The sequence below is a fragment of the Psychrobacter sp. L7 genome (assembly GCF_002810365.1).
In the GTDB taxonomy this organism is placed as follows: domain Bacteria; phylum Pseudomonadota; class Gammaproteobacteria; order Pseudomonadales; family Moraxellaceae; genus Psychrobacter; species Psychrobacter celer.
Map to the genome: position 1 here is coordinate 67,590 of NZ_NEXR01000006.1, position 16,157 is coordinate 83,746.

A 16,157-nucleotide genomic window follows, 5' to 3' on the forward strand; every position below is an offset into this window, starting at 1 on the left:
TCAATAGATGCTTACTTGTTATCTGCAAACAGTTTGTCTAGCGTTTGCTCAAACTCATGATAGTTTAAGAAATCATATAGCTCCATGCGGGTCTGCATGGTATCGACGACGTTTTCTTGTGTGCCGTCATCTAATAGATGCTGATAGACATTGAGGGCGGCTTTGTTCATCGCGCGAAAAGCAGATAAGGGGTACAGCACCATATCGACACCCACTCCATATAGCTGATCGGTGGTGTATAGATCGGTCTGACCAAACTCTGTCATGTTGGCCAGTACCGGGATATCGAGCACATCGGTAAACTTGCGATACATCTCAATATCGGTTAGCGCTTCTGCAAAGATCATATCGGCACCTGCTTCTTGGAAGGCTACCGCACGCTCAACCGCCGCGTCCAACCCTTCGACCGATAACGCATCTGTACGTGCCATGACCACAAAATCAGGGTCGGTTTTGGCATCTAAGGCCGCTTTTAGGCGATCGACCATCTCTGAGATACTGACGATTTCTTTGTTTGGGCGATGACCACAGCGTTTTTGTGCCACTTGGTCTTCGATATGTACGGCAGCCACGCCCGCTTTTTCCATTTTTTTGATGGTTTGGGCAATATTAAAAGCGCCACCAAAACCAGTATCGATATCGACCAATAGCGGCGTATCCACCGCGTCAGTGATACGGCGCGCATCCTCTAGCACATTATCAAGGCTGGTCATGCCCAGATCAGGTAAGCCAAAAGACGCATTGGCCACGCCGCCGCCTGATAGGTAGATGGCCTGATGACCGACTTGGGTCGCCATCATCGCGGTATAGGCGTTGATAGTACCGACGATCTGTAAGGGTTGGTTTTGGTCGTTTTTTTGAGCCAAAGCTTGGCGAAAACGTGCGCCAGCGGATAAAGAAGTCATGTGGTGGTCCTTGTTATCGTTTTATGCAAAACACTGAGTATAAACAGTGAGGTTGATCGTATTGGTTTTTGATTATACCCAAATATCTACCGATGCGAAGACCCTACCGAGCTGGGTTTGTAAACTTAATATAACTTATCAGTTAATTTTTATTAAAAGTATTTATATTTCAAATAGCACTATCCAAAAAATCATTATTTCTTCGATTTATTATTCATATCCTTTAAGTCATTAAAGTACCGGCGAGGTTTTATTTACATTTATTTACAATTACATCTACGCTGGCAGGTTTTGACAAAGCAAAGGAGCAGGGGCGTTATCTAGTCGCCAAAAAAAAGCCCTAATAGCAATACTAAAAATGCTAAAAGGGCTTTTATCGCTTGAGCCTTATTCGTTTAACAAAGAGGTGCTTTTATGCTCTAGCCAAACATGCCAGTTAGGTTGGCTAAGAACAATAAAGCAAAGCTGGCTAAGAAAATAAGCCCAGCGATCGACCAAGCATTCATGCCAGCTGAGAGCTTTTTATGCTTTTTCACCAGTGAGTAGTTGAGCCAGCCAAAGATGGGTGCCGAGACAAAGGCGGAAATCATAGCAAACTTAAGCATCGCGCCGAGCTGACCTGTAAAGAAGGTAATGATTACCAAACCACCACCGATGGCATAAGTTGTCCAGAACGCGACTTGTTTTTTGTTGATTTCCTTTTCGCCTTTGAGCAAACGCCAGCACTCTGCGTTGGCACGGCCATAACCGTCGGCACAGGTGATGGTGGTGCCAAACATACACATAAAGGCGACGAAGGCGACCAGCAGCCGTGACCATTCACCGATGGTCGCTGTGTACATATTGATCAACTGATTGATATAAGCGCCGCCAACCAGCTCAATCTCTTGTCCTGAGCCGTACTGCACAAACACGCCAAGTGATAAGAAAAACAGTGCTAGTATCGCAGATACTGAGTAGCCGACATTAAAATCTAGCAAGCCCTGACGGTGGGTCGTATGATCGGTTTTAACCTTGGCAGAGGTCCACATAGAGGTAATGGCAGCAAACTCTAATGGCGCGGGCATCCAGCCCATCAGCGCCACAATAAAGCCTAGTGTCGCCAAATTCCATGGCGAGGCGGCAACAAAGTCAGCCGCCATCACGGTCGGCTTGCCAGCAGCGATGATGACCGCCGCAACGGTAGCCGTCGTGAGAGCAATCATGATCCATTTGGTCACGCCATCGAGTAACTTATAGTGACCTGCAATCAAAAAGAACCAAGACACGGCCACAATGATGAGCGATAACGTCATCGTCGATAGACCAATAGAGGCGGGCAGCATAAAGCTTAATATCACCGCAGCAATCAGTGACACAGCGCCGGTACTGATGACGGCAGACAAGACAGATAGGATAAAGTACACCCAAAGATAGACCCTTGAGCGCTTGGCATAGCCAGCAATCAGACTCTCACCTGTGTCATAGACATAATCAGTACCAAAGCGAAAAAACGGATACTTAACGACGTTGGCCAAAATAATCATGATCGCAAGCTGCCAGCCATATATCGCGCCAGCCTGCGTTGATGAGATCAGATGCGAGCCGCCGATAGCGGCCGTCGCCATCAAAATCCCTGGACCAAAGATACGCCAGCTAAAGCCCTTGGGCTGCTGCGCCTCATCGGTTGCGCTGTCGGTTGCGTCGGTGCTTGCAATGCGAGAGTTGTTGAGTGGTTGTGTGGACATGAATACCTCGAGATGTTTGAACGGCAAATCATCACTTACCTGTGTCAGTCTGCCAATGAACGGTCATGAACGTTTTATTACCTTTAAATAAAACGATTCATCTTGTATCGACTTTAGCACACCGAAGCTGTTCAGGAGAATGATTATTCTAATAATTATTACTAATTGTTTGCATGCCCATTCTCGATAGTTAGCATAATTGCATGTAAATATCAAGAGTTTGGACGAATTTTTTTTGGCCGTTCTTTATAACATAATAATCGTTCGATATCTGATAATTTAAGACATCGAGGCAAATTTTTGTGGTCGATAGGTGATACCGCGCTGCTCATATACTTGATAAGTCGCGGTGAGTAAGTCGGGGATACTTGGATGGGCGCAGTCTTTGAGCGTATGTAAATAAATAGGGGAGGTGGCGTTTTCGTGAATGAGGCGCTGATAGCTGATCTGCTCGGTACGGACAGTGCTTAGGCTGGCTGGCACCAGCGTGATCCCTTCGCCTGCCGCCACTAGGCCCAGCGCTACTTGTAAGTCACTCACTGTAGTGGTCATAAATGGTGATACACCGTATTGGGCAAATAAATGCAGCAGCGGCTCGGTGATCGGCTCGCTTTGTACTAGCGGCGCTTGAGCATCCGATGACGTACGCTGCTGGGCTGCAGAATCGGTATCGATTGGTGAAGAGGCCGGCGACTTAGGCTTTGATGACGAAAAAGCTGTCGATACTTTCGATACGGTTGTGGCTATCGGTAGATGCGTTTGATGGTATAAAATCAAACGGTTATTTGCCAAATCTATTAAACGCTGCGCGCGCACCTGTGCGAGCGGATGCGCCTTGGGCAAGGCCACCACGTAGCGCTCATGACGCAGGAGTATCTGCTGAATCCAAGGATCTTGGTGAGCAAAGCGCCCAAAACCGATGTCAATCTCGCCAGATTTTAGCGCATCGATCTGCTGATAAGAGCTGATGTCTTTAAGATTGACATCGATATCAGGGTTTGACTGCTTTAGGGTGGCGATAATGTCGGGTAGTAGCCCATATAGCACCGATGGCACAAAGCCGATATTGAGTGTGCTACTGGGCATAGATAAGCGCTGAGTCATGCTGGTGACTGTCTCTATCTCTGTCAGTACGGCGCTGATTTTTTCATAAAAAAACGCCCCCGCATCTGTCAAATGCAGCGGCCGATGGTAACGATCAATGAGCACCACACCCATCTCTGTCTCAAGCTGTTTGAGCAGGCGACTCAGACTTGGCTGCGACAAACCTGTCTGGGTTGCCGCTGCGCTAAAGCTGCGTAGATCTGCAATCGCAATGAACGCCTTCAGTTGTTTTAAATCCATATCTGAGTGCCTGTTATATCTATTGTTGTCTTTATACTGTACTTTAGCCGTTTGATTTAAAACGTTGGCAACGCGCCTGATATGATGAAAGAACCATCATACGTTTGAGACGTACGTTTGAAAAAATCAAGCGCGCCCTGTAAAGGTAAATAGGTAAAGCCTACAAATTGTGCTTGAAGATAGAGCAGTAGGCAATTATATTGGCCGTAACGGTGCTGTTACATTTGGCAAATAAACTGTATTATCCTTTATCTGATGGTAATAGTATAACTGGCTCGGTATCATTCTATGAACGATATAAATAATGACAGTAGTATTGATCTTGAAGCAAAGCTTGACACAAAGTTGGCAAAAAAGATTGCCAATGCTAAAAATCGTAGAGACAAGCGCAATGGTGATATCTACAAGCGTTTTTTGAAACGTGTGCAGCACCCTGAGTCTCATAAAAAACTAGAGCCGCTAAACAGCGCACGTCATCTGCCTACTTATGAGCCGCTGACCGACGAAGAACTGCAATTTTTTGCCAGTCAAGATAAGCATGATACCCAGCCAACAAAGCTGCCAAAAGAAGCGACAGCTGCGGCACCAGATACTGAGCACGACAACGGCACGCTTGATTTCACGCTGGACTTTTCCGAGCCAGATAGCTCGACCTCTCATAGTGTATCAACGCCTGAGGGCGAGCTAGATACCGATAAAGGAGCGGGCAGTGTCTTTAGCGCAGATATCGTAGAGGTGGATAGCGGCGTAGCGCCAAAGCATCACATCGACGACCATGAACCACAGGATCGTCAAGCGGCTGCCAGCACAGAGATTGAGGCTAGCAGCTCTCAACATACCGACTCTCAAAGTATCGATCCTCAAGCCGAGCAAACGCTGGCAAGTAAACGCAAACCGTCAACACTCATTATCGGTATCGGCTCAGTACTTTTGGCAGCGGCTGTGCTGGGTTATGCCGCCATCACTTATTTCTCTAACGATACAAAAGACAACCCTACACAAAGTACAGAAGCCACAACCCCTGATAATGACAATGCAGCAGCCACGGGCACTGTGGCTGTAGCGACTCAGCAAGAGCAAGATGCGATGACAGACACCAGTGCAACTGCTGATCATACAGCGTCAAACGACTCTGATGCAGCACTTAGCTCGGATGAATCAGACGCAATTGCCACAACCGAGCAGCCAGCGGATGAAAGTCAAGACAATGCTGCCTCAACCAGCGAGGATAAGGATTTGGATACTGAGTTGGATGCTGAGCCTGTGATTACTTACGAAGAATTTAAAGATGAGTCACAAACCACATTGTATCGCGAGACCAATGATTGATGATGTTCTTTGTAGGGTGGACTGACCAAGCAGTGCTTGGCGAATGATGATGTTCTTTGTAGGGTGGACTGACCAAGCAGTGCTTGGCGAAGCAATGTCTAATAAGCGCTAATATAATCACTGATCTAGTATTTTATAGACCTTATTTAACATAATATACATTATGCGAAAACAAACCAATGCTTTTAATAGGTTACCGATAAGCTTTTTATACATACTGATTCGACGATTTTACTTACGTTACTTTCTATTGATGCTCCCAGAAAATCATTAATCCCTCACCATCCAACCCATTACCATACTTTTCTCAAACTAACGGCAAGCTTTTAGCAAATGCTCACGCAGAGATTTTCTTTGATCAGTTAATATCACGTCTGCCACTTGGCAATTTTTATCATCACAAATCAAATCATAATAGACATCGCCGCCTTGTGCCAAGCTGACTTTAACCAGCGCTTTATCAGTGATGGCAAACTGCTTGTCTTGCTGATAATCAGGATCCTGTGAGTTCCATAATACATCGTAACCCACATGACAAGACATTTGCACTGTCTCAAAATATGTTTGTTCTAACTGCATGGCGTTTTGCAGCGCTGTATTGGCGTATTGTTGCAGGACGACTGGATTATCCATCCCTTCATTACGGATGTCTTGCTCATACATCTGGCGAATGGTTTGTAGTTTTTGCGCGTTATATGTCTGCATGCCTGTTGTCGTATTATTTTTTGTAACATTAATTGCTGCATGAGCAAACGTCGCAAATCCTGCCGCGAGCAATATCAGTATGGGTATCAATGGTTTAATGATCTGCATGGGTCAATTTACCCTATTTTTTTACACAAATAGCTATTAACCATTACATCACACTCATATGAGGGCTGTGCTGTCTTATCGTATCATTCAGGTTGAGATGATTAACGATTGTCGCTTTGCATACTCCCAGTAACGGCTATCATAAGGACATAATATGACCCTATTTGCAGCGTTAAAGCCCCCTTATTTTTCGATAATGACAAGTGGTATGTTCGCCTTTGTATTGGCAGCAACAGGCTGTCAATCCTCAGCTGACTCCACTATTATAAATACATCGGCGCAATCCACCAACACCCCCGTCACCACGGACATGAGCCAGCAAACGCTCAAACAGCAAGCGTTACGCATCCAGCGTGCACTTGCCAATAACGACTATGCCAGAATCACCAAAGACATTCATCCTACCCGTGGTGTACGTTTCTCCATGTATGCTTATGTGCGCCCTGAATCCGATAAGGTCTTTAGCCGTGAACAGTATGCTCAGTATTTGCAGCAGTCCAAAATCCGCTTTACTTGGGGTGAACGTGACGGCACTGGTGAGCCATTAATCATACCGCTACCAGAGTACCTAGACACTTGGGTAAAGGCCAAAACCTTTAATGACGCTACCCTTAGCATCAATGAGTTTCAAAAAAGTGGCAATAGCATCAATAACCTAAATAAAATATATCAAAACTCTGATGTCGTTGAGTTTTACTATAAAGGTAGTGATGAATACAGCGGTTTAGACTGGCGGGCATTGCGCTTGGTGTTTGATGACTATCAAGGTAAGCGTTATCTGGTAGCCGTTATCACTGACCAGTGGACGATTTAGTGCATTTATATGCAGATAGTGGCTAAAACAGTAGGATGTTGACGCTCAACCATGATGCCCTGCCCTTTTTTGCTGTCTTTATACTTTATATTTGTATTTATAAATATAAAAGACTGTGTTATTGCTTATTTTTCAAGTATTTCAGTTTGGCGTTAATAATACCTTGTTATCCCGTGCTGGGCGTATCTCGAGGCGGATAACCAAAATACTGTTTATAAATGCGAGAAAAGTAACTTTGGTCGCTATAGCCGACCCTATGAGCGACCTCTTCAGTGGTGACATAGCTCTTTGATTTTAAAATATGATTGGCCTGCTTTAAACGCAGCATCTTGACCCACTCCGAAAAGCTATAAGGTAGCTCAGCAAAAAGCTTGTGCAAGTATCTAACAGAGATATGACAAGCTGCAGCGACGGTTCTTGGGCTCAAATCAGGGTTTGCCAAACTTAAGTTTACATAATTCTCGATACGTTTGAGATGCACAGACTGTATCGCTGACATCTCACTCATCATCACTTCTTTGGGTGCGCTTAATGTCAAGACAATCAGGTTTAGCAGCTGCTGCTCTAGTATCTTTATCTCCAAATCAGCCAGCTTTTGATGATGAATTAGCGTCAAAATTTGCTTCATCTGAAACACCAGTAACCTGCCTGCACCTTCATCGATAGACAAGCTGCGGGCAAACTGCCGCTCTATAGTAGGTAATTGTGCTGACAGTAAGGTTAACGGGACTTTGATCACATACAGCGATGCCTCATGCAGATGATAAAACTCATAAGGTAAGTTGGACAGCTCAATAAAAAACTGGCCAGGTTTGGCGCTCAGTGAGCGATTTTTTTGAATAAAGCGCACATCGCCTGTCAGCGGAAACGTGATTAAAATACTGTCATCGTAATCAGCACTTTGGACACCGCGATCATAGTGTACGGTATTGGCATGATAATGCGAGACACCGATATCGAGCAGCTTGGCATGCTGCAAAAATCCTAAAAACTTATTGGGCTGCCGAAAGCTCACGTTTAGATCAAAATAGGTGTCATTAATGGTGCGCTTCCAGTCAAAGGCATTTAGGCTCGGCGGCGATTGAGAGGCGCTATCTGCTGACGTAGAGAGCATGGGCAACAAAGAAGGTGCTATAGCGGCATCAAGCGCGCCTGCAAGAGGATTCAGACGCGATGAGACTGGGCCGGTATGCTCATGCTGACGTGAAAGGTCGTCTGGTTGACGGTTTGCATTCATCCTTGAACACTCAATATTTAGTATACAACTGTACTGCTATCCTAGCAGCTAATAATGAAGGATCCTATTTTATATTATAAATAAAGCCAAAAAGGCATCAAGTATTGAACCCAGTTCAGTACTTGATGCCTTTACTAATGCTAAAAAATGCTAAAAAAAGTTAGCCTTATGTTTTATGCAGCACGGGTGAGTTTATAGGTACCTGTTTCGTGCAGCTGGGCTTGCCAGCCATCCTTGATGACCACGGTGGTGGTTGGCTCTTGAATAAGCGCAGGACCTGTGACCACAGCGCCAGCACCGAACTGCTCACCATCGTAGATAGGTGTGTCGATCCAATCATAAGACTGGTCAAACAGCATCTCACGACGGCCGATCTGGGCTTGGCTGATATCATCTTGCTGAGGCGCAAGCGTCGGCAGCTTTGGTTTACTGATTTTGCCAATCACCGCCACCTCGATATTGACCAGCTCGATTTTACTATCACGCTCATCATAGGTATACAGCTCTTTGTGACGCTGGTGAAATGACTCTAAGATAGTCTGCACGCTATCAGCATCGAGCTTGCCGTTGGGTATCAGTACATTACACTCATGCACCTGACCGACGTAGCGCATCTCCATGGTACGCTCGATAGAGATGTCTTCATCGGTAAAGCCGTCTTCTAGTAGCTTTTGCACGCCCTCTTCTTCAAGACCTTGTAAAGTAGCATTTAGACCTTGAATATTTGCCTCTGGCGCTAAAATCATCATCTGCGTCGCCAAGTAGTTATACTTGATATCGGAGATAATTTGACCAAAGGCGCACAGGCAAGACGCAATCTTAGGAATTAAGATGGTGCCGATACCCATCTCCTCGGCCAGCGCAATAATATGCATACCACCTGCGCCGCCCGCACAGACAAGGGCAAAGTCACGAGGGTCATAGCCTTTTTCAATGGTAATACGGCGAATGGCATTAGACATGTTTTGATTGACGATGGCGCTGATACCAAAGGCGGCATGCGCCAAATCAATCTTCAGTGGATCAGCGATGTGGGTCTGTACCGCTTGCAGCGCTTTGTCTTTATCCAAGGTCACACTACCGCCCAACACCGCATTGGGCTGCAGATAACCCAATACCAAATTGGCATCGGTCACCGTAGGCAGCTCTCCGCCTTTGCCATAACACGCCGGCCCAGGGGTTGCGCCTGCACTCTGCGGGCCGACCTCAAGCATACCAAAAGTATTAACATGCCCAATGGAGCCGCCACCTGCGCCCAAGGTCTCAACATGAATCATCGGCACGCCAATACGGTTGCGCAAAAAGTCTATATCACGGTTGAGGCTGGTGCGGCCTGACTTTGCCATAGTGATATCAAAAGAGGTCCCGCCCATATCGACGGTGATGATATTATCAATACCAAATGGACTGGCGATATACAGACCTGCCTGCGGCGCTGATGCTGGTCCTGAGTTAATAGCATTGACCGCCCGCTCTCGCATGATACTACCGACTGCTAGCCCGCCGTTTGATTGAAAATAGCGAACGGGCTGCTCTGCCCCGAGCGCCTTAAAATAATCGTCAATCTTATGCACATAAGAGGCCATGACGGGGCTTAGATAAGCATTGACCAGCGTCGTTGAAGTACGGGTGTATTCTTTGATCTGCGGATAGACATCGCTGCCACAGCAGACAAATACCCCAGGCATATGCTGCTCGATCAGCTGCTTTGCGCGCTGCTCATGCTGGGTGTTGCGAATAGACCACACAAAAGAGATGGCCACTGCTTGTACGTTTTTTTTCTTTAAAACTTCGATCGCATCAAGGACGTCTTGCTCATTTAGCGGCTCATGCTCGGTACCATCGGCTAAGATACGGCCGCGTATCGGTAGCCGGCAGTCACGAGTGGCTATCTGCGGTGCTGGCGGATAGCTGGCATCATAGCGATGCCCTTCTTCTTTATGCCCTAAGCGTATCTCGATACTGTCTTCGTGGCCTGCGGTGCATAACAACCCGACTTTTACCCCTTTCATCTGAATCAAGGCGTTGAGTGCCACAGTGGTACCGTTGATACATAGATCGCAGGCTTGGATAATATCCTCAATAGGGCGGCCAAACTGGTCGGCAATTTGCTGTAGTCCATTGGCGATGGCCAAGGTGCCATCTTCTGGCGTGGATGGTGCCTTAAATAGATGTACATCGCCTGTCTTTTCGGCCAGTACAAAGTCAGTAAACGTCCCGCCCGCATCGACGCCAATTCGAAAATCATTTTTCATCAGTTATCCTTAACTTAAAAGCTCAAATTATTTATTATCAGTTCAGTATCGTAATGTCATTTGTCCATTTAGCGCTATGCAGTCAGCTTACGACGTAGCGCATCCGTTTCGGCTTCATTGACTGCCAGCGTTTGTGGGTCGAACACCACCCCGTACTCAGTCTTGGCCGCTGCCACTGATATGACTCTTTCTTCTACATCTTTTAATACTGCAGGTATCGAGCGTGAAAATGAGCTACCGTAGCCGCCACCACCAGGGTTGGTATTTCGGGCACGCTGCCCAGGTGTTATCTCTTTTACGGTGTTTTGTTTATATAAGTCCGTGATACCGTCTTTATGGATGATCTCCAAGCGCCCCACCTTTAGCTCAGGTGAGATTTGCTCAGCGCCAGCCGCACCCATTGTCGGATGCTCGCGGCCTTCACCAAAGGCGACTACCGTCATCTCATGGCCCAATGGCTCAACTTCCCATACCGTGCCACAGCCGCCGCGATACTCGCCTGCGCCGCCACTGTCTTCTGCCAGACCATATTTATGAATCAAGATCGGATACTGATACTCGAGTAGCTCGATATCACCTGAGCTTAACGCACCAAAGCAGCATAAGGGGCCGCAAGCATGCCAGCCGTCCATCTGCTGAGTCGCGCCAGCACCAGAGATAATCGAAGCTAAAATCATAGTGACGTATTGCTCGCCCGTCTTTGGGTCGATGCCTGAGATATTAATCCCAGAGGCGTGACCCCAAGAGGCAATCACCCGATCTGGGGCAGCGTCTTCAAAGGCCATACGCACCGCATCGGTCAAGGTCTCCATCGGTGTGGTGGTACAGTTGACATGAGGGGCGGGCTCTTTGGCATTACACAGCGTGCCATGCTCGCCCAAGTCCACCGTGACACAGCGGTATAACCCTTCGTTGTACGGCGGATCTACTTGCGCAAACATCATCAAGCCAAGCAGCACACCAGACATCGAGTTGCCCGCATAAGAGTTGATAAAGTAAGGCACTTGCGGCGGGCTGGTAATCTTAATATGTACATCGCTGTCTGTAATCTCAATATCGGCGCTGATGGTCAAGTCGCCCAGACCGTGCCCTGAGTCCTCTAGCACCGCCTCGCCATGATACTGACCATCTGGGATAGATGAGATCAATGAGCGCATATGGTTATCCGCCATGTTTTTTAGCTCTTCAATCGCCGCGCGTACGGTCTCGACGCCATACTTGTCTAGCAGCGCAATCATGTTACGCTCACCGACCGCACAAGCGCCAAACTGGGCATTGAGATCGCCTTCTTGGTTGCGGCGAGAGCGCATATTGCTGTGAATTAAATTGATGACATCATGACGTTTGACGCCCTTCTCCCAGATTTTGATGGGCGGGATACGTAAGCCTTCAGCATAGATTTCTTTAGCATCTGGGTTGTAGCCTGCAGGCACTGGGCCGCCAATATCCGTAACGTGACCTTTGCACACCGTCCAAAACACCAGCTCACCCTGATAAAAGACAGGCTTGTACATACAGCAGTCTAAAATATGACTGCCCATCATCACCGGATCGTTGTGATAAATGACATCGCCTTCGTGGATGTCATCACCATAATACTCGGCAACGGCTTTCATGGCTGGCATGAGTGAGCCTAGATGGATAGGAATATCCTGCCCCTGCAAAATCATCTCAGGCAGATGATCAAACAACGCATTGCTGTAATCGTGAGCTAAGTTAAAGACACTAGAGCGGGCGGTTTTTTCTAAGGTGGTTGTCATCTCACGCTGTGCCGTTTCTAGGGCACCACGTACGACGGACAAGGTAATAGGATCAATTGAAGTGTGAGCGTTGCTCATGTGAGACTCCCTGTCTGATAAGTAATAAAAGATATGAACGGCTGTGCACGGCCAATGTGGCCTATAACACTGAAAAACCCTCATTCTTTGTCTGGCTGTCATCTATCCTAATGACTAAGCTTTTTTACTATAGCGGGGTTTTTAGCAAATAGATTGGCTGACAGTGCAGGGTTTTTGACTGTGAGTGCACATTTATTATCAAAAACATCATCCAAGGCATGTTTTATCTTATCGAGTCATTAAAATCTGAGAGATATTTCACGCATAAAAAAGCCATACATCACCTACGATGTATGGCTTTTTTATGCGTGTTTTGCTGTTTATACTAATATTAATATTGATATGATGAGTACATCTATGACTTACGGTTTTGCTATAAAGGCTACAGCGGTGTTTGCTGAAAAAACTTCACCATAATGTCATAAATATCAGGATACGCATCGAATAGCTTTTGCGGGGTCTCAAAAAACACCTCGCTAAGCACCGCAAAAAACTCCGCTGGATTGGTCGCACCATAGCGATCGAGTCCTGACTTGCGATGTTTTTGAAAGTCTTCAAAATCACGGCTCATAATCTCAGTCCAGCGCGTCGGATCCATATCAGGCTGCAGGGGCGGAAAACCATTGGCGCGACCATTTAACATATCGAGCTTGTGCACGAACTCATGAATGACGACGTTGTGACCATCGCGCTCGCCTGAGTGTTTGGCGTCCTTCCATGACAGAATGACAGGGCCACGCAGCCATGCCTCTCCGCTACGATGTTGAGTACCCTCATGGATAATACCAAACTCATCGACGGTTTTGGTGGCGCTTTTGTATGAGCCAGGATAGATGATAATAGACGACCAGCCTTTATACCATTCCAGCCCTAGGTTCAAAATCGGCAGGCAAGCTTGCAAGGCAATAGACAGTCTGACTTTATCGGTAATCTCAAAGCCCTGCGCGCCGGTAATCGACTTGTCATCTAAGAATAACGTCGCCAGCTCAAACAGACGAGTCAAATCCTTCTCGCTAAGTCTGTCGAGTATGACGATACGCTGAGCCGCTTGCCGCCAATCAGCCTCGGTAAATTCACTGTTGTCTAGTATGCGCTGCTCACGCCAGTCTTTTATTATCTCGAACATATTGATTTTCCTTAACGTTAAACGATATGCAATGATGATAATACTGCGCCAATTAACGCTAGATCAATAAAAACGGTGCAGTTTGGCTGGTCTTTGATGTTGCCACATCCTCAGGTATACCTTGAGCAACGACTTGCCCGCCTGCATCCCCTGCCCCTGGGCCAATATCGATAATCCAGTCGCTATTGCTGGCCACTTGCATATCGTGTTCAACCATAATGACGGTATTGCCTACCTCGACGAGCGCGTCCAATTGCGCCATCAGCATCGACACATCGGCAGGATGTAGGCCAGTGGTCGGCTCATCAAGGATATAAAGCGTATCGCCACGCTGGGTACGTTGTAGCTCGGTGGCAAGCTTGATACGCTGCGCCTCGCCGCCCGACAGTTCAGTCGCTGGCTGCCCCAGACGCAAGTAGCCAAGACCAACTTGCAAGAGAGCATCTAAAGCACGTAATATCGAGGCTTCTCCATCAAAAAACGCATAAGCGGCTTCTACCGTGAGATCCAGCACTTCAGCGATGTTTTTATCTCGGTAAGTAATCGCCAGCGTGTCATTATCATAGCGCTGACCGTGACAGACTTGGCAAGGCGCATAGACACTCGGCAAAAATAGCAGCTCGACACTGACAAACCCCAGCCCTTCACAGTTGGGGCAACGACCTTTTGGTGTATTAAATGAAAAACGGCCTGCATCATAGCTGCGCGCTTTGGCCTCTGCTGTTGCCGCAAATAATTTACGGACATCGTCAAACAGCCCCGTATAGGTGGCAAGGTTTGAGCGCGGCGTACGACCAATGGCTTTTTGATTGATATCAATAAGGCGGCTGACTTTGTCCATACCAGCAATAATTTGGCCTTTAGTGACCGTCTCAAACTCCTGCTCTAGTAAATCAGCTTCATCAGCTGGCGTATCTGCACTGGATTTTTTTCCTAACGCCTCATTAACTAATTCAACTAGCGCCTGACTGACCAAGCTAGATTTACCTGATCCCGATACGCCAGTGACACAGGTCATCACCCCTAGCGGAAACGCAATACTTAACCCTTGGATATTATTGCGCTCTATATCAGCAAGCTGTAGCCAAGCGTTAGGTTTTCTAAGCGGCTGTTTGTGCGCCGTCTCTTTATCGGAAAAAAGATATTGTGCGGTTGTTGATGCAGCAACCTGACGCAAACCCTCTACCGGGCCGCTATAGACAATCTCGCCGCCATGCGTGCCCGCCTTAGGCCCGACATCGACCACCCAATCGGCATGACGAATAACGCTCACATCATGCTCGACGACAAACACTGAATTGCCAGCAGCGGTGAGCTCATCCAATGCGCCCAGCAGTGCTTGCGTGTCAGCGGGATGCAGGCCAGCGGAGGGCTCATCAAGCACATAAACCACCCCAAACAGCTGCGAGCGTATTTGCGTGGCTAATCTAAGACGCTGTAGCTCCCCTGGCGACAATGTTGGCGTGGTTCGCTCAAGCGACAAGTAACCCAAGCCCAATCTTGTCAATGCCTCAACACGCGCTAATATATCGCTAGCAATGCGCTGTGCGACGATGGCTTTTTCACGGTTGGGGGTGTCATCTTCGATTTTTGCATGCGCTGTTTTTTCCAGCGTTAACGCCAAATCGGTTAAGGTAAGCTGTGACAGCTCGCCGATATCCAGCCCTGCAAACGTTACTGATAGCGATTCTTTTTTGAGCTTTTTACCGTGGCACTCTGGGCATATAGATATTTGCATAAACTGCGAAACCCGTTTTTTGACCCGTGGGCTTTGCGTGGTGGTAAAGGCATTTAAGATAAAGTTTTTTGCGCTGATATACGTGCCCATATAGTTGGGCTTTTCACCTTTTTCAATCGCAGCACGCGTTTGCTCAAGGTTGTATTCAGGATAGACGGGGACTGTTGGCGTCTCATCGGTAAATAAAATCCAATCGCGAGACTTTTTGGACAATTTGTGCCACGGTGTATCGATATCATAGCCAAGCGTGGTTAATATTCGGCTTAGGTTTTGTCCTTGCCAAGCACCGGGCCACGATACAATCGCCCTCTCACGAATGGACTTGCTACCATCAGGCACCATCAACTCTTCGGTCACATCAAACACTCGGCCAATACCCGAACACATCGGGCACGCCCCCTCTGGGGTATTGGGCGAGAATGCATCGGCGTAGAGCATCTCTTGATCTGCTGGGTACTCGCCAGCTCGTGAGTACAACATCCGCAGGCCGTTCGATATGGTCGTGACACTACCAACGGAGGAGCGTACAGAAAGCGTGCCCCGCTGCTGCTGTAAGGCGACTGCGGGTGGCAGGCCTTCTATGGCATCGACATCTGGCTCGTCCACTTGATCGATCAGACGCCTTGCATACGGCGACACCGAATCCAGATAACGGCGCTGTGATTCGGCGAACAAAGTCCCAAACGCCAGCGATGACTTGCCTGAGCCTGATATACCCGTAAACACCACCAGCGCATCACGTGGCAAATCAACGTCGACGTTTTTTAGATTATGCACACGTGCGCCTCGGACTTGAACGTGGCTGTTTGGTTGCTTGTTTCGCTGATGATTGGGAGGGCTATAAAGGTCGCGCGAGATTGTGTTATTGTACTTGGCCATACCGCAGTCTTTCCTCTTAACTCATTATTATAAGACTTGATTCACAAGAGGTTAACACACCTTGGCTGTAGGCTAGAGCTAGGCTTACGTATTCATAGTATAGAGAGACAAAACGATAACTTGATACTTAAAAGAGTATAAAAATAGCGCAC

The 16,157-nt window shown here is 47.4% G+C and carries 11 protein-coding genes; 2 read left to right on the forward strand and 9 right to left on the reverse strand.

Annotated features, from left to right (window positions below; translation table 11 throughout):
* Positions 1-11: 11 nt before the first annotated feature.
* The 3 genes from prpB to CAP50_RS07725 all read right to left on the reverse strand — a co-directional run bounded on the left by prpB (position 12) and on the right by CAP50_RS07725 (position 3,976).
* Positions 12-905 carry a methylisocitrate lyase gene (prpB, locus tag CAP50_RS07715; protein WP_100749611.1) on the reverse strand — a complete coding sequence of 298 codons (894 nt, stop codon included), beginning with the start codon at positions 903-905 and terminating at the stop codon, positions 12-14.
* 419 nt (positions 906-1,324) lie between these two features.
* Positions 1,325-2,632: an NRAMP family divalent metal transporter gene (locus tag CAP50_RS07720; RefSeq protein ID WP_100749612.1), complete on the reverse strand. Its 1,308-nt coding sequence runs from the start codon at positions 2,630-2,632 to the stop codon at positions 1,325-1,327.
* Between the two features lie 279 nt (positions 2,633-2,911).
* Positions 2,912-3,976 carry a LysR family transcriptional regulator gene (locus CAP50_RS07725; protein WP_100749613.1) on the reverse strand — a complete coding sequence of 355 codons (1,065 nt, stop codon included), beginning with the start codon at positions 3,974-3,976 and terminating at the stop codon, positions 2,912-2,914.
* A gap of 288 nt (positions 3,977-4,264) precedes the next feature.
* Between CAP50_RS07725 and CAP50_RS07730 the strand changes: the two genes are divergently transcribed.
* On the forward strand, positions 4,265-5,305 hold the full coding sequence (locus tag CAP50_RS07730; RefSeq protein ID WP_100749614.1) for a hypothetical protein: 1,041 nt from the start codon (positions 4,265-4,267) through the stop codon (positions 5,303-5,305).
* Positions 5,306-5,617: 312 nt separating this feature from the next.
* Here the strand turns inward: CAP50_RS07730 and CAP50_RS07735 are convergent, their stop codons facing one another.
* Complete coding sequence (locus tag CAP50_RS07735; RefSeq protein ID WP_241900704.1) at positions 5,618-6,118, reverse strand: hypothetical protein; 501 nt, start codon at positions 6,116-6,118, stop codon at positions 5,618-5,620.
* Positions 6,119-6,272: 154 nt separating this feature from the next.
* On the opposite strand from CAP50_RS07735, the gene CAP50_RS07740 reads away from it, so the two are divergent.
* On the forward strand, positions 6,273-6,932 hold the full coding sequence (locus CAP50_RS07740; RefSeq protein ID WP_075100839.1) for a hypothetical protein: 660 nt from the start codon (positions 6,273-6,275) through the stop codon (positions 6,930-6,932).
* A gap of 166 nt (positions 6,933-7,098) precedes the next feature.
* Here CAP50_RS07740 and CAP50_RS07745 read toward each other — a convergent pair whose 3' ends face one another.
* The 5 genes from CAP50_RS07745 to uvrA form a co-directional block, all read right to left on the reverse strand.
* The gene (locus CAP50_RS07745; protein WP_100749615.1) at positions 7,099-8,169 is read right to left on the reverse strand and encodes an AraC family transcriptional regulator; all 1,071 of its coding nucleotides are present in this window, start codon (positions 8,167-8,169) and stop codon (positions 7,099-7,101) included.
* 173 nt (positions 8,170-8,342) lie between these two features.
* Complete coding sequence (gene capA, locus CAP50_RS07750) at positions 8,343-10,424, reverse strand: caprolactamase subunit alpha (RefSeq protein ID WP_100749616.1); 2,082 nt, start codon at positions 10,422-10,424, stop codon at positions 8,343-8,345.
* A 74-nt stretch (positions 10,425-10,498) separates the two neighbouring features.
* On the reverse strand, positions 10,499-12,262 hold the full coding sequence (gene capB, locus CAP50_RS07755; RefSeq protein WP_100749617.1) for a caprolactamase subunit beta: 1,764 nt from the start codon (positions 12,260-12,262) through the stop codon (positions 10,499-10,501).
* Between the two features lie 382 nt (positions 12,263-12,644).
* On the reverse strand, positions 12,645-13,388 hold the full coding sequence (locus CAP50_RS07760) for a M90 family metallopeptidase (RefSeq protein WP_100749618.1): 744 nt from the start codon (positions 13,386-13,388) through the stop codon (positions 12,645-12,647).
* 58 nt (positions 13,389-13,446) lie between these two features.
* Positions 13,447-16,005, reverse strand: a complete 2,559-nt coding sequence (gene uvrA / locus CAP50_RS07765) for an excinuclease ABC subunit UvrA (protein WP_100749619.1) — start codon at positions 16,003-16,005, stop codon at positions 13,447-13,449.
* Positions 16,006-16,157 lie beyond the last annotated feature (152 nt).

What these genes read in the sequence shown, in the direction of transcription:
- CAP50_RS07725 (WP_100749613.1), bottom strand. Translation starts at nt 3,976, where the DNA reads ATGGATTTAAAACAACTGAAGGCGTTCATTGCGATTGCAGATCTACGC.
- CAP50_RS07735 (WP_241900704.1), bottom strand. Translation starts at nt 6,118, where the DNA reads ATGCAGATCATTAAACCATTGATACCCATACTGATATTGCTCGCGGCA.
- uvrA (WP_100749619.1), bottom strand. Translation starts at nt 16,005, where the DNA reads ATGGCCAAGTACAATAACACAATCTCGCGCGACCTTTATAGCCCTCCC.
- prpB (WP_100749611.1), bottom strand. Translation starts at nt 905, where the DNA reads ATGACTTCTTTATCCGCTGGCGCACGTTTTCGCCAAGCTTTGGCTCAA.
- capA (WP_100749616.1), bottom strand. Translation starts at nt 10,424, where the DNA reads ATGAAAAATGATTTTCGAATTGGCGTCGATGCGGGCGGGACGTTTACT.
- CAP50_RS07730 (WP_100749614.1), top strand. Translation starts at nt 4,265, where the DNA reads ATGAACGATATAAATAATGACAGTAGTATTGATCTTGAAGCAAAGCTT.
- CAP50_RS07740 (WP_075100839.1), top strand. Translation starts at nt 6,273, where the DNA reads ATGACCCTATTTGCAGCGTTAAAGCCCCCTTATTTTTCGATAATGACA.
- CAP50_RS07760 (WP_100749618.1), bottom strand. Translation starts at nt 13,388, where the DNA reads ATGTTCGAGATAATAAAAGACTGGCGTGAGCAGCGCATACTAGACAAC.
- CAP50_RS07720 (WP_100749612.1), bottom strand. Translation starts at nt 2,632, where the DNA reads ATGTCCACACAACCACTCAACAACTCTCGCATTGCAAGCACCGACGCA.
- capB (WP_100749617.1), bottom strand. Translation starts at nt 12,262, where the DNA reads ATGAGCAACGCTCACACTTCAATTGATCCTATTACCTTGTCCGTCGTA.
- CAP50_RS07745 (WP_100749615.1), bottom strand. Translation starts at nt 8,169, where the DNA reads ATGAATGCAAACCGTCAACCAGACGACCTTTCACGTCAGCATGAGCAT.